A 13653-nucleotide genomic window follows, 5' to 3' on the forward strand; every position below is an offset into this window, starting at 1 on the left:
TAAAAAATAAAAAACCCTTTAATCAAAGGGCCTTTTTACCTAGCGTATGAAGAATTTCACTTTTTTCTTTTTCATTAATAAAACCAATTTTTTGCAAAATATTTGCATAAAATACAAGTTTATTATATATCCGTTCTGACATGCTTCTCCCTTCTTTCCTTCGACCAACTTTTTTTGTATTGGTAAATTATATGAAAGAGATGAGAAAATGTGTCCACTTTTTGCATACATGCAAATCTTTTATCCCGCTATTTGCGGACAGTAAAACTCCCACCTCAAAAACAGGTGGGAGTTCAATTTATTTAGCAAATTGTCCATTGAATATTATGATTTTTGACTTCCTCTTCAAAACTATAGGGCATTTTCTTATCACAAATTACATGTTGAATACGTGAAAATGCTGCTATTCGGTAATTTCCTTTTACCCCTACTTTTGTATGATCACATAAAATATATGTTTTCTCCGCTAATTTCAGCATCGCTTCTGACAGTTTCGCCTTTTCTAATTCAAAACTAGAAACCCCAAAACCAGGTAACAATCCATCAATCGAAACGAATGCTTTATGAAAATGAAATTGCTGGATTACTTGCTGTGAAATAGAACCTGACACACGTGAATGCTTTGGAGATACTTTTCCACCAATAAATAAAACTTCACCGTGAAACATCTTTTTATTAATAGAAGAAATTAATTGTGTAGCTACTGGAAATGAACTTGTTACAATCGTTAAATTTTTACGATGAACAAGATATGGCACCATTTGAAGTGGTGTACTTCCATCATCAATCGCAATCACATCCCCATCTTCCACAAACGTTGCTGCTTTATACCCAATTCTCTTCTTCTCTTCTATATGCAGCATCTCTCGTTCTAACATTGGTGCCTCTATTCCAGCTCCCGGAAGTTGGACGGCTCCACCATACACTTTCTTCAACTTCTTTTCACGATCCAATTCTTCTAAATAACGACGAATCGTCTCTGTTGATACAGCAAACTCTCTCGCTAACTCTGAAACTTTTACTTTCCCTTTAAACTCTACCTTCTCAAGAATGGTTCGCTTTCTTTCTTCACCTACTACAGACATAGCTTCACCCCATTGATTTCTACCTCATACACTGCCTTACTTATACAAAGTTATAACTTTCTTTTTCAGTTAAAATTTCTTCATGAATATGAATACCACGCTTTTTTAGTTCATCAAAAATAATTTGTGGATTTACAAAAGCTTCCTCAGGTGTCACAACACCAACTTTATTTACATTCCCTTTTGCGATTAACTCTGTAGCAATCCCAAATGGAATACCAACGTTTCTCGTATAAGCTCTTAATTTTTCCCACCCTACAACAGAACCATCAGATAACGGGTGTGTATGATATAATATGTGCCTTTGTTTCTCATTATTTTTCATACCTATTACTTCTACATGAAGTGCATAACCGTAAATTTCTGTTTCTTTCCCTTCTTTCGATTGCAATAAATACTTCGAAATACAATCCATAATACCAATTTCTTTCCCATTTATGTCAACCAGATCATTACGCAATATACCATAATCATATAAAGCACGTACGAGCTGCATATTTTGCTTTGGCCAAGTTCCTCTCGTCTCTATCAGTTTGACGCCTTTATTTTCTAGTGCTTTTGCTAACGTAATCGTTTCAGAATGCGGTATTATATACTGCGTTGCCTTACCATAAGGCGCCGGTAATTCAATTTCTCTTGGACGCGCAAACGGAGGTACTTGCTTAAACTCACCATCTTCATATACTGTACGCGATGGTAAATGTGGATCATATTCATATGTCGTTGTTTCTGTAATTGATGCAGAAAAAGCAATTGGACGGTACGAGCCATGACTTACACGTACTGACTCTACAGTATCTAGCTGATTTGCTGCATGCATTGCCATCATTTGCGTTACACCTGGCGTCATACCAAAACCGGGTAAACACGTTTTTTCATTTTGAGCAAATATAGAATGAGATTCATTTTCTTCACCAAATCCATTCAAATTCACACCGTGACAACCCGCTTCTGCAATACATCGAGTAGACAATCCATTTAACTTAATTGTCGTACCGTCCATTACAATGTCATAACCTTTCATTTTTGCAACCGTATCCTCGTGATTCGTTACATCTACTTTCACAAAATCAACACGAGGATCGTTGAGCCATTCTACTACTTTCAGGCCCTCTTCTTCATTAAAATCAGCTACTGTAATCGCCTCAAAAGATGAAAATTGCACTAAATCTAAAATTGCTTCACGACAAATTTTACCTGCTCCCCCTAAGCAAAATACTTTCATCCTATAACAACTCCTTTAGCAATACTATCAACTAAGCTATGGATATCTGCCTCATGTACATCACCGATATTTCCAATGCGGAATGTATCTACTTTTGAAATTTTACCTGGATAAATAACAAACCCATCGCACTTTAATTCATTATATAACTGTCCAAAATCAAACCCCTCTTCTGGATAAATGAAGGATGTAATAATAGGCGATTGATATTTTTCATCTACTAGTGGCTTAAATCCGATTTCTCTCATTCTATTCACTAATATTTTTTGATTGTTATAATATCGATTGTAACGCGCTTCTACTCCGCCCTCTTTTTCTAATTCAAGTAGTGCTTGATAAAAAGCGTGTACAACATGTGTAGGTGACGTAAAACGCCATTTCCCATTTTGATTTTCCATCGTTTCCCACTGATCAAATAAATCTAATGATAATGAACGTGCCTGCCCTTTACATTTCACCAATTCATCGCGCTTTGCAATAACAAAGCCGAATCCAGGAACCCCTTGAATACATTTATTCGCACTACTAATTAGAAAGTCAATTTGTAACTCAGCGATATTTATTTCAATACCACCAAAACTACTCATTGCATCAACTAGTGTTACTTTTCCGTATTGCTTCCCTAATTTACATACATCTACAATTGGATTGATAATACCTGTTGTTGTTTCACAATGAACAACTGCAATATGTGTAATCTCTTTATCTTGTTGCAATATCTTTTCTACCTCTGCAATATTAGTAGGCTCCCACTCTTCTGTTTGACTGACCACGACATCTATATGTAACAGCTCTGCCATTTGTACAATTCGCTTACCGTACGCACCATTTGTACATACGAGCAGCTTTCCATTTTTAGGAACGACAGATCCAATCACTGCTTCAACTGAAAACGTACCGCTTCCTTGCATGAGAACAGTCGTATATTTCTCTTCTTCCTTCGTTGCTAACGATACAAGTCTAGTTCTCACATCTTGCACCATCGTGTTATATTCAGCATCCCACGTACACCAATCGTATAACATAACTTCTTTTACTGTTTTGGTTGTTGTTAATGGTCCAGGCGTTAATAATAAATAGTGATTTTCAGTCATGATCCTATTCCCCTTTTATGAAATAATAAGTTCTTGTTTCTCGATATGTTCCATTACGTTTTCGAGTTCCTGCATCGTTTCTATCGTAAAGTGCGCCCCATTTTCAACGAAACGATTGCGAACTACTTCTATTTTTTCACGAAGTTCTACCGGATCCATATTCTCCACTTCCTCTTCAGTTAAGCCGAGTTCGCTACTGCCGAGAATTACACCCACTGTCCACATACCAGCATTTCTTCCCTCTTTCATATCTGATACCGTGTCTCCAACTTTTATCATATGATTCATTGGATATACACCAAGCTCCATCGCATTTTTATAGCACATCCACGGATACGGACGACCTGCTGGAACATCATCTGGTGTTACAAGAAAATCAGTTTTATACCCTTGTAGTGCTGCTTCTTTTGCTACAATGTCCATCATTTCTCTCGTATAACCAGTCGTTGAACCAATTTTAATTCCTCTTTCACGTAAAGAAGCAATCACTTCTTTTACTCCATTAACCGGCGACGCATAGCGCGGTAAAATAGTGAAGAGAATCTTTTCGAATTCTTCATACATCTCCTGAATGTCTGCTTCTGTTGGTAATTGTCCGAAAATACGATTCCACTCACTCGCAATACGAGGCATCTCTGTTAATGCCCTAACATGATCAATTTTCAATAATCCCATTGGCTTACGGGCTTCTTCTGCAGTAATTGCAACACCTCGTTTATGGAAAATCTCCATAAATACTTCCAGTGGTGCAAAACATCCGTAATCAACTGTTGTACCTGCCCAATCAAAAATAACTGCTTCTACTTTCATCCAATCCATCACCCTTCTTATTTATCTTTTTTGCCATTGTGACGTTCGGTTACGAAGTGCTTTCGTCCCCCATTCATATACAACTCTCACTACAATATTTGTAACAACAATAAGTACACTCATTGCAGCTGCTGGTGCTACATTTCCTGCATCATCCATATTTACAATTGATACGGCAGCTAGTTTAAAATCAGCTGCATACAGGAATACAACTGCTGAGACAGTTACCATTGAATTTACGAAGTAGTACATTACCATTTCTAAAATGGCTGGTAAACACATCGGTACCGTAACTCGAAAGAATGTTTTATAAAACGGTATCCCCATCGACTGTGAAACAAGTTCAAACTCTCGATCTAATTTCTTTAAAGCTGTCGTTGCCGTAACAAATGTTACAGAATAAAAATGAATGATATTGACTAGTACTAGCACAGCAATTGTTCCGTATAGAGAATGGAACGGGTTCGTTACGGAAAGTCCAAAGATTTGTATTGTTGGTTGACTAAAGAAGAAGACGTATCCTAACCCAAGTACTAAACCTGGTATCGCTAAAGGAACGATAGAGAAAAAGTAACCTGCTTTTCGGAAAAATTGTAGCTGATCTATTTTCTCAATCGCATAAGCGAACATAAATGTTAAAACCGCTCCAATAACTGCAGTAATTGCTGAAACAATTACGCTATTTTTAAATGCTTCAAGTCCATCTCCTGTTAAACTGGAAAAATTAAAATGCTCAAATGTAAAGCTCATATTATATGGCCATACTTTCACACTTGCAGCAATACCAACTGCCACAAATAATAGAATGATCATAAGCGTTACTACGCTACAATATACGAATGAAATAACATCTCGTTTCTTATTATTTATTATTCTGTAAGGTACTGATTTGGAAGATAAGAGATTCGCCTGCTTTCTTTGCGTAATGCGATCAACTGCAAAGGCAAATATAGCTGGGATTAATAAAATCATTCCGACAGTTGCACCCATCGACATATTTTGCTGCCCAATTACTTGCTTATATACGTCAGTAGCAAGTACATTATATTGCCCACCAACAATTTTTGGTGCCCCAAAATCAGTGAAACTAAGTGTAAACACAACGAACATCGCACTAATTAATCCGTACTTTACACTAGGTAAAGTAACAGTGAAAAATTGCTTTGTTTTACTCGCTCCTAACATATTAGAAGCTTCATATAAACGATAATCAGAGCCTTGAAAAGCAATTAACAATATAAGAAATGCTTGCGGAAATGTATACATGACTTCAGCCATTACAATTCCTACTGGTCCATATAAAGGGATTTGTATCCCTTCAAACAAACCAAACATTCCTTTCGTTACTAACCCTTGATTACCAAATAAATATGTAAGTGCGATACCATGCATCATCGTTGGTGCGAATAATGGTAACAACGCAATATATTGGAATACACGCTTTCCAAATACATTCGTACGAGCAATCGCATAGGCGTAAGCGAAAGCGAGTGTCACTGCAATAATTGTTGTCGCGCCCGAAATCCATATCGTATTTTGTAATGATTGAACTAGCGTTGGTGTTGTGAAATATTTACTGAAATTCGCAACACCAATGAAAGCTCCATCTTTATCGTAAAAAGCTTGTGTAAACAATTGTAATAGAGGTAATACAAGCATGATCAAAAACGCGAGAAGCATACCAATAATTAATAGTCTTTGTATCCACTCTTCTTTACCGATACGTCTCTTAATCTTTTTTTTCGTACTTTCTACCTTAAAATCTTCTAACATCTCCATCTATACAATGACCTTCTTTCCATATGACAACATATGATTTTCTGAGAAAGAGATTTGAATCGGCTTTCCTTTTCTAATTGCGGTTGCTTCTACTTCTGATGCCAATATATCCACTACAATTTTCTCGTTATAAAGATGTGTTTTTTCTTCTACGACCCGCACTTCCGTCCGATATACAGATCCGCGAAATTCCATGCTTTCCACAACCGTTTTAATACCATCCTTTTGTACAACTGTTACATGCTCAGGACGAATTGCATGTTCTTCATTGTTTTTCGAAAAGAAATTAATAGAACCAATAAAATCTGCCACAAATGGATTGGCTGGTCTTTGATAAATCTCCTCTGGTGTGCCAATCTGCATAATTTCCGCATGATTCATTACAACAATTTTATCGGCCATCGTTAATGCCTCTTCTTGATCATGCGTAACCATAATAGTTGTTACTCCTACTTTTTCTTGCAAATCACGCATTTCTCTACGTAACTTTTCACGCACTTTTGCATCTAAAGCAGATAATGGCTCATCGAGTAACAAAATATCCGGAGACAGAGCGAGCGCACGTGCAAGTGCTACTCGCTGCTGTTGTCCACCAGACATTTGAGCAGGATATTTATCTTTTACATTCAGCAAATCTACAAGTTCTAACGCCTCTAGCGCTTTCTCTTTTACTTCTGCTTTTCCATATTTTTTTGTCTTTAAGCCATATTCAATGTTTTCAAGTGCTGTTAAATTCGGAAATAATGCATACGATTGAAACACCATTCCGAAATTCCTCTTTCCAGGAGGTAATGCTGTAATATCTTTTCCATCCACAGCGATACTACCTGTTGTTGCCTCTTCTAGCCCTGCTAAAATTCGAAGCAATGTTGTTTTCCCACAACCACTTGGGCCTAATAAACATACAAACTCATTTTTTTTCACAGTAAAAGAAATATCTTTTAACGCTGTAAATGCATCAAACTGTTTTTGAATGTGTTGAATTGATAAATATTCGCTCATTTTTTCTCTCTCCCACTCACTTACTTTTTCGGTTCTGCTTTTTGGCCAAACTCTTTTTCCCATTTTTCTAAAATTTTGTTACGATTTTCTGCTGCCCATTTAAAGTCATTCTTTTTGTATAACTTTTCTGTCACATCTTTAGGGAATCCATCTGGAAGTTTATAATCATTTTTAATTGTCGCGAATCCATTTTTCTCGAAGTATAACTTCATTACATCATCAGTAATTGCCCAATCTAAAAATGCTTGCGCTAATTTTTCATTTTTTGCATTATCTTTTTTAATAAGTGCGTTCGCTTCTACTTCCCAACCTAACCCTTCTTTCGGCAATACAACTTCAACTGGTGCACCTTTTTGTTTCTCTTTCAAAGCACTATAAACCATTGATACGCCAACTGGATATTCACCTGCGCCTGCTAATTTCGCTGGTTTTGAACCTGAATGAGTATAAGTTGCCATATTATCATGAAGTTTCTTCATGTAATCCCAGCCTTTATCTTCACCCATAATTTGTAACCATGCAGAAACTGTTAAAAATCCTGTTCCAGAAGAAGCTGGATGTGGCATAACAAGCGTTCCTTTATATTCTGGTTTCGTTAAGTCTTCGTATGATTCTGGCATCGGTAAATTTTTCTTCTTTAATTCTTCTTTATTTATAGCAATCCCCGTCATAAATGCCGTATTACCTACCCATTTTTCTGGTTGCTTATCATCTTTAAATTGCGGAAGAACACGATCCGCTCCTTTTGGAGAGTATCCTTTTAACATATCTTTTTTATCTAAAGCTAATAGACTAGACGCTGCTGTTCCCCATACAACATCTGCTTGTGTATTTTTTCCTTCAGCTAGCAATTTCGCTGTAATAACTCCAGTTGAATCACGAACAATGTTCAGTTTCACATCTGGATATTTCTTTTTAAAAGAATCAAGATAAATTGGTACAAGTTCTTCTTCAATCGCTGTGTAAACAGTTAATGATCCAGATAATTTATCATCCTTTACTTTTGCCCCAGCACTTTCTTCTTTCTTTGCACCACACCCCATTAATAACGAAAATACCATTCCAGTTGCTACAGCTTTAAAGATTGTTTTTTTCACTGTCTCTCTCTCCTTTTATAAATCTTATGTACAACTCTAATATAAACAACTAGTGTAAAAGCAGTATTAAACCAACATTAATCTTTTGTTTGTTGTTTGTTTTTGTGTAATACGTTGCTACTTCTATGTTTTTTCGCATTTTTCTGCTAATAATGAACACTAAATTTACAAATAATTAAAAAAACCTTTATAATCCCACAAAAAAATGAGGCGTTTGTAAAAAACGCCTCATTTTTGTTTACCTTTTTTTGAATTACGATTTGCATACTTCGCGCTATTTTCTCCTTCATACTCTAATGCAAATTCTGCATCTGGTAAGCTTTCTTTCGGAGTTTTATTATTGTTGATTGCCGCATTTTGTTTCACTTTTCTTTTTACCAATACATTCACCTGCTCTCAAGAATTCACTTTCTACTCTAGTTTGAAACAACATTAAATAATTATTACTGGCAAGTGTTAACAAGTACATAAGGCCGCTAGATGGAAATACTACCTATGAAAAAAACATTAGAAAAGGGGCGATTATTTTGAAGAAGAAAGATAAAATCCAGTCACCAATTTTAGATGAAACGCTCCCGCATCAAATGAATTTCCCATCTTTTAAAGGAACAGGAAAGAAGATGCAACAACCTTTCATAAATCAATATGACGTCGTAATCGGAGACAGTAAATATGATTCCGAGAATAGTCCACTTCACAATTGGACTGATGAAGTAGACCCTGCCATTATGGCTGGAGAAGAATGGATTCATCCTACAAATGATATTGGGTGGATTTCAGAAGAAAATCAAGAGTTGCTAAAAAAAGAAGTGGATAATAAAAATGACGCTTTTATGCATCCGCAATTTGGCATTAACGACTAAAAAACCATTCTACCTCACATAGGTAGAATGGTTTCATACTATCCAATAATAATTCTCTCTTTCGGGTATTTATAGCGAGGTGGCTGTTCTCTTCCCCCACTAGCCAGTATAAATGTTAAAATACCGACACGCCCAATAAACATAAGTACAATGAGTACAAGTTTACCAACAGTTGTTAAATCTGGCGTAATACCTGTCGATAGCCCTGTCGTTCCGAAAGCAGAACACACTTCAACAATTAAACTCATAAGCGGTACATTTTCCGTAATAGATAAAATAAAGAGTGCTGTGGCACATAATAAAATCCCCATCGTCATAACGACAGATGCTTTTAGCACGTCTTCTTCATGTAACTGACGTTTGAAGACTCTAACCGTTCTTCCGCCTCTTGCAAAAGTGTATAGCGATAATATACTAACAGCAAATGTTGTTGTACGTATTCCGCCCCCAACCGAACTTGGAGATGCCCCTATAAACATTAATATACTCATAAATAAAAGCGTCGGTTGTGACAATTCACGTATATCCATTGTAGCAAGTCCACCGCTTCGCGTCGTCACAGATTGGAATAATGTATAGAAAACTGTTTCATGCCATGACTTTCCTGCTAAAAATTGATTTCGTTCTAGTAAAAAAATCATAATGGTTCCAACGATAACGAGTGCAAAAAATGTCGTTGTCGTCAATTTTGTAAACAACGAAAAGCGGAATAGTTGCTGTCGCCTTTTACTAAAGAATTGCTTTACTTCCATTAACACCGGGAAGCCAATCGCTCCTAAAATAATAAGTAACATATGAATCATTTGTACAATATAATCTTTTTTGTACGGAATTAGTGATTGTCCAGTTAAATCAAATCCTCCGTTCGTAGTTGCACTAACAGCGGCAAAGAAACCGTGAAAATAAGCTTCTTGCCAAGTTGGAAAATAAAGCAGGAATCTTGTACCTAATAGTATCGCTCCAATAAGTTCTATCGAAATAATTACAATTAAAATAGAACGCATCAATTCTACAAGACCTGATAAATTCCCTTGATTATGGTCTGCCATAATGAGTCTTCTTCTCTGCAAACCGATTTTTTTCCCCGTTATAATCCAAACAAATGTACCAAGTGCCATAATTCCTAAGCCGCCTAATTGTAAAATAAGGGCTAACATAATAATTCCTGCCGTAGTAAATGTATCTGAAATTGTAACAACAGATAGTCCCGTAACACTTACCGCACTAACAGCTGTAAAGAGGGCATCGATAAATGTCCATTTCATACCAGACTTCGCAACAAACGGTAAACTAAGCAATATCACTGATACAACTACTGCTAATAAATAAAACAACACAATGAGTTGTACAGGACGTAATTTTTGTAAAAACTTTTTTATATCTCTCATTCCATCACTTCGCTACCTTTTTTCTATCGATTAAATAAAGAAAAATCTTCACTTCCTTTATTTGTGAATAACTGCTCAAATATTTTGGCAAATACCATTCCATACACAGTTCCATTACCGCCATGTGACAATGCATAAAATAAATTATGTATCTTTTTGTCTTCTTTTAAAATAGGGAGACCATCATGACTACTTCCAAATGCTGCTGCCCAATAGTACTCTGCCTGTATATTTTTATACTGCGGGAATATTTCTTTTACAGTGTTAATAAGAATCTCACGCTTATGCATTAATTTTGTGTCACCAATCGTTTGAATTTGCATCGCCTCATCTAATCCACCTACAATAATACGGTTTTGATATGTTCGAAAATATAAGTAAGGCCGTGCTGTTTCCCAAATCAATGATCGCTCATGCCAACTTTCAAAATGATCTATTTCATTTGTCACAACTGCGTAAGATGTTTCTACTGCTGTATTTTTTTCTTTCCTCCCGAAAAGCGCTTCATAACCTGTCGCCATAATAATATTCTTTGCTACAATTTGATTTCCTGTTTTCGTGTAACAAATTAAATCATTTTTGCGTTTTTTTATATGTATTGCTTCTGTATGTTCATGTATAATGGCTCCCATTTGATTTGCTTTATGCAAAAGACTATGCGCTAATAAATACGGATTCACCTCGGCATCACCGTGTGTATATAGCGCCGCATATTTTGTAAAGGAATAACGTTTCTTAATATCCGATTCTGTAAAATATTCAACCGGAAATCCATAGTTCTGTAACGTATTATATTCCTCTTGTAAAAATGAGACGTCCTCACTTTTACTTGCATAATATAAACTATTTCGCGTAATAAAATGGGGATTAATATCAAGAGTCGGTATAACCTTTTTCATTGTTCTTAGCGCTTCATAACAAAGTCTATATGCTCGTACCCCTTTTTCTTGACCAAATGTATGAATAAGTGAGGTTAACGATTTATCATGAAGAAATTGTAATAACCCTGCATTGGCAGCTGTGCTACCACACGCGATTGCTCTTTTTTCAATAAGCGTAACACTCATTCCAATTTTCGCTAATGAATACGCTATATGAGCACCTGCTTCTCCACTTCCGACCACAAGCACATCACATATCATATCATTTTCTAACGATGGATAACAAGGTATAGAAACTCCTGTATTCCAAAACAACTTACCAGTCATAAGTTTCATAATTATACTCCTAAAATATAAATTTCTCCTTTCTATGTTTTGTTATTTCCCATAAAAAAATCCAACTAACATACGCTAGTTGGATTTTTTTATTTTTAATTAGAACGTTCTTCCAGCCAATTTCCAACCGTCGGATATGTTTGTTTTACCGCTGTTCCACCGTAAACGATCGACATATGTCCCGTCGGTAAACATACATATTGTTTATCTGTGCTAGAAATATGATCTAACAAAGCTTCTACTTGGCATGGCAGGGCGATATGATCACGTTTCGCAGAAATATTTAAGACATTCGCCTTAATATTTGCAAGGTCTACCTTTTGTCCGCGAATAACGAGTTCACCTTTCACTAATTTATTATTTTGATAAAAATCACGAATCCATTGTCTATACGATTCACCTGGGAATGGAATACCGTCACCAACCCACTTTTGAACTAATTTCCAGCTTTCGACGAAGCGTTCATTTTCTGAACGATCGAGTAAAGCGACATATGGACCTACAAAGTTTGTAATTGGTTTTAACATCTTATTTCCGAAATCAATCATTTCTGGCGGAATATTTCCGAATGTATCAACCGCTTTATCTAAATTGAAGTATTTCTCATCTAATAAAGGACCGTATAATCCTGTTTCAGAGAAATCAAAAGGACTTGTCATAAAGATTAAGTTGCGAATTGGCATGTGCGGATGAAGTGCTGCATAAATAGATGTTAACGTTCCACCCATGCAATAACCAAGTAAAGAAATCTCGTCCGATTTCGCAGTTCTCATTACTTTCTTCACTGCTTTTGCAATATAATCAAACACGAAATCATCAAATTTCAAATGACTATCTTCTAAACCAAATGTGCCCCAATCAAGCATATACACATCAAAACCACGATCTACTAAATATTCCACTAAACTATTTCCTGGAGTTAAATCCATAATATACGGTTTATTAATAAGCGCGTATATTAATAGGATTGGAACTCTCTGTGTTTTTTCTTGTTTTGGAATGTAACGATACAACTTCGTTTTATTCTTCGTCCAAATAACTTCTTTTGGTGTTAAACCAACTTGTGGTTCTGGTTCGCGTAATAAAACTTCGCTCGCTCTTTTCACACGGCGATATGCTTTACGATATTCTTCTGGGTACAACTCCAATTGCTTTTCCCATTCCGTTACGAATGTAGTCATTTTTCTATCTCCTTTTTGGTCGATTTCTTTCTAAAAAAAGAAGTGCATTCCTGCTATGGATATGCACTTTTTTCTTACTTCATTACATGTATAATCCGCCGTTAATGTTTAATTGCTGACCTGTGATATACGCACCGTCACGGCATAGGTATACTACACCTTTTGCAATTTCATCAGCTTGACCAAAACGTTTTTTCGGGATTTTCGCAACGATTTTTTGACGTACTTCTTCTGGTACTTCCGCTACCATTTCAGTATCAATAAATCCTGGGCAAATTGCGTTTACAGTTACATTTGTTTTTGCAAGCTCTAATGCTAATGATTTTGTAAATCCTAACATACCTGCTTTTGCTGCAGAGTAGTTTGTTTGTCCAAATCCACCAGCTTGGCCAATAATAGAAGAAATACTAATGATTCTTCCTTCTTCTGCTTCCGATATGTATGGAAGTACCGCGCTTGTTGTATTAAATACACTGCTCAAGTTCACATCAATTACGCGCTCCCAATCTTCACGATTTAATTTTTTGAATGTACGATCTCTTGTAATACCAGCATTATTAACAAGAATATCAACTTTACCAAAATGATTCACAGCTTCTTCTACAAGTCGGTTTGCATCTTCTACTTTCGAAACATCCGCTTGAACTGCATAAACGTCATGTCCTTCTTTTCCTAATTCATTTACTAAGTTTTCAGCTGCTTCTTTACTGCTGTTATAGTTAATAACTACTTTTGCTCCCTCTTGTGCTAATGCTACTGTAATTGCTTTTCCAATTCCTTTTGCCCCACCTGTTACGATTGCTACTTTGCCATTTAATTGAACCATTTCTTTTCCCCCTTAAATGAATTTGTGAACGATTGTTATGAATCATTTTGGTACTCATATGAATAGAGTCCATATATTAATTATGT

At 36.0% G+C, this 13653-nt stretch carries 13 protein-coding genes; 1 reads left to right on the forward strand and 12 read right to left on the reverse strand.

Annotation, left to right across the window (positions count from 1 at the left end):
• Positions 1–302 precede the first annotated feature (302 nt).
• From QCI46_RS21000 to QCI46_RS21035, 8 genes are all read right to left on the reverse strand, one after another.
• A complete protein-coding gene (locus QCI46_RS21000; protein WP_000117659.1) occupies positions 303–1085 on the reverse strand; it encodes a DeoR/GlpR family DNA-binding transcription regulator in 783 nt (260 codons plus the stop codon).
• 40 nt (positions 1086–1125) lie between these two features.
• Positions 1126–2310, reverse strand: coding sequence for a saccharopine dehydrogenase family protein (locus QCI46_RS21005; protein ID WP_088608353.1), 1185 nt, complete (start codon positions 2308–2310; stop codon positions 1126–1128).
• The gene (gene phnW / locus QCI46_RS21010) at positions 2307–3404 is read right to left on the reverse strand and encodes a 2-aminoethylphosphonate--pyruvate transaminase (protein WP_353841296.1); all 1098 of its coding nucleotides are present in this window, start codon (positions 3402–3404) and stop codon (positions 2307–2309) included. Before phnW ends, QCI46_RS21005 begins: the two co-directional genes overlap by 4 nt.
• Before the next feature lie 15 nt (positions 3405–3419).
• Positions 3420–4214 (reverse strand): phosphonoacetaldehyde hydrolase, encoded by a 795-nt coding sequence (gene phnX / locus QCI46_RS21015; RefSeq protein ID WP_353841297.1) that lies wholly within the window; start codon positions 4212–4214, stop codon positions 3420–3422.
• Between the two features lie 21 nt (positions 4215–4235).
• The gene (locus tag QCI46_RS21020; RefSeq protein WP_353841298.1) at positions 4236–5993 is read right to left on the reverse strand and encodes a putative 2-aminoethylphosphonate ABC transporter permease subunit; all 1758 of its coding nucleotides are present in this window, start codon (positions 5991–5993) and stop codon (positions 4236–4238) included.
• Positions 5994–6995: a putative 2-aminoethylphosphonate ABC transporter ATP-binding protein gene (locus QCI46_RS21025; protein ID WP_060489477.1), complete on the reverse strand. Its 1002-nt coding sequence runs from the start codon at positions 6993–6995 to the stop codon at positions 5994–5996.
• 20 nt (positions 6996–7015) lie between these two features.
• A complete protein-coding gene (locus QCI46_RS21030) occupies positions 7016–8092 on the reverse strand; it encodes a putative 2-aminoethylphosphonate ABC transporter substrate-binding protein (RefSeq protein ID WP_353841299.1) in 1077 nt (358 codons plus the stop codon).
• A 228-nt stretch (positions 8093–8320) separates the two neighbouring features.
• The gene (locus QCI46_RS21035) at positions 8321–8473 is read right to left on the reverse strand and encodes a hypothetical protein (protein ID WP_000240799.1); all 153 of its coding nucleotides are present in this window, start codon (positions 8471–8473) and stop codon (positions 8321–8323) included.
• Between the two features lie 146 nt (positions 8474–8619).
• On the opposite strand from QCI46_RS21035, the gene QCI46_RS21040 reads away from it, so the two are divergent.
• Positions 8620–8955, forward strand: coding sequence for a DUF3905 domain-containing protein (locus tag QCI46_RS21040; RefSeq protein ID WP_002070938.1), 336 nt, complete (start codon positions 8620–8622; stop codon positions 8953–8955).
• A gap of 38 nt (positions 8956–8993) precedes the next feature.
• On the opposite strand, the gene QCI46_RS21045 is transcribed toward QCI46_RS21040, so the two are convergent.
• From QCI46_RS21045 to QCI46_RS21060, 4 genes are all read right to left on the reverse strand, one after another.
• Entirely contained in the window at positions 8994–10343 is a 1350-nt protein-coding gene (locus QCI46_RS21045) for a TrkH family potassium uptake protein (protein ID WP_353841300.1), read from the reverse strand.
• A 23-nt stretch (positions 10344–10366) separates the two neighbouring features.
• Positions 10367–11560: an NAD(P)/FAD-dependent oxidoreductase gene (locus QCI46_RS21050; protein WP_075308597.1), complete on the reverse strand. Its 1194-nt coding sequence runs from the start codon at positions 11558–11560 to the stop codon at positions 10367–10369.
• Between the two features lie 95 nt (positions 11561–11655).
• On the reverse strand, positions 11656–12741 hold the full coding sequence (phaC, locus tag QCI46_RS21055; protein ID WP_000206842.1) for a class III poly(R)-hydroxyalkanoic acid synthase subunit PhaC: 1086 nt from the start codon (positions 12739–12741) through the stop codon (positions 11656–11658).
• 82 nt (positions 12742–12823) lie between these two features.
• Positions 12824–13567 carry an acetoacetyl-CoA reductase gene (locus QCI46_RS21060; RefSeq protein WP_000250411.1) on the reverse strand — a complete coding sequence of 248 codons (744 nt, stop codon included), beginning with the start codon at positions 13565–13567 and terminating at the stop codon, positions 12824–12826.
• Positions 13568–13653 lie beyond the last annotated feature (86 nt).

The sequence above is a fragment of the Bacillus cereus group sp. RP32 genome, from assembly GCF_040459735.1.
GTDB lineage: Bacteria > Bacillota > Bacilli > Bacillales > Bacillaceae_G > Bacillus_A > Bacillus_A wiedmannii.

Excerpts from the sequence above, each read along its gene's own strand:
- QCI46_RS21050 (WP_075308597.1), bottom strand. The coding sequence starts at position 11,560 with ATGAAACTTATGACTGGTAAGTTGTTTTGGAATACAGGAGTTTCTATA.
- QCI46_RS21020 (WP_353841298.1), bottom strand. The coding sequence starts at position 5,993 with ATGGAGATGTTAGAAGATTTTAAGGTAGAAAGTACGAAAAAAAAGATT.
- QCI46_RS21000 (WP_000117659.1), bottom strand. The coding sequence starts at position 1,085 with ATGTCTGTAGTAGGTGAAGAAAGAAAGCGAACCATTCTTGAGAAGGTA.
- phnX (WP_353841297.1), bottom strand. The coding sequence starts at position 4,214 with ATGAAAGTAGAAGCAGTTATTTTTGATTGGGCAGGTACAACAGTTGAT.
- QCI46_RS21025 (WP_060489477.1), bottom strand. The coding sequence starts at position 6,995 with ATGAGCGAATATTTATCAATTCAACACATTCAAAAACAGTTTGATGCA.
- QCI46_RS21045 (WP_353841300.1), bottom strand. The coding sequence starts at position 10,343 with ATGAGAGATATAAAAAAGTTTTTACAAAAATTACGTCCTGTACAACTC.
- phaC (WP_000206842.1), bottom strand. The coding sequence starts at position 12,741 with ATGACTACATTCGTAACGGAATGGGAAAAGCAATTGGAGTTGTACCCA.
- phnW (WP_353841296.1), bottom strand. The coding sequence starts at position 3,404 with ATGACTGAAAATCACTATTTATTATTAACGCCTGGACCATTAACAACA.
- QCI46_RS21060 (WP_000250411.1), bottom strand. The coding sequence starts at position 13,567 with ATGGTTCAATTAAATGGCAAAGTAGCAATCGTAACAGGTGGGGCAAAA.
- QCI46_RS21005 (WP_088608353.1), bottom strand. The coding sequence starts at position 2,310 with ATGAAAGTATTTTGCTTAGGGGGAGCAGGTAAAATTTGTCGTGAAGCA.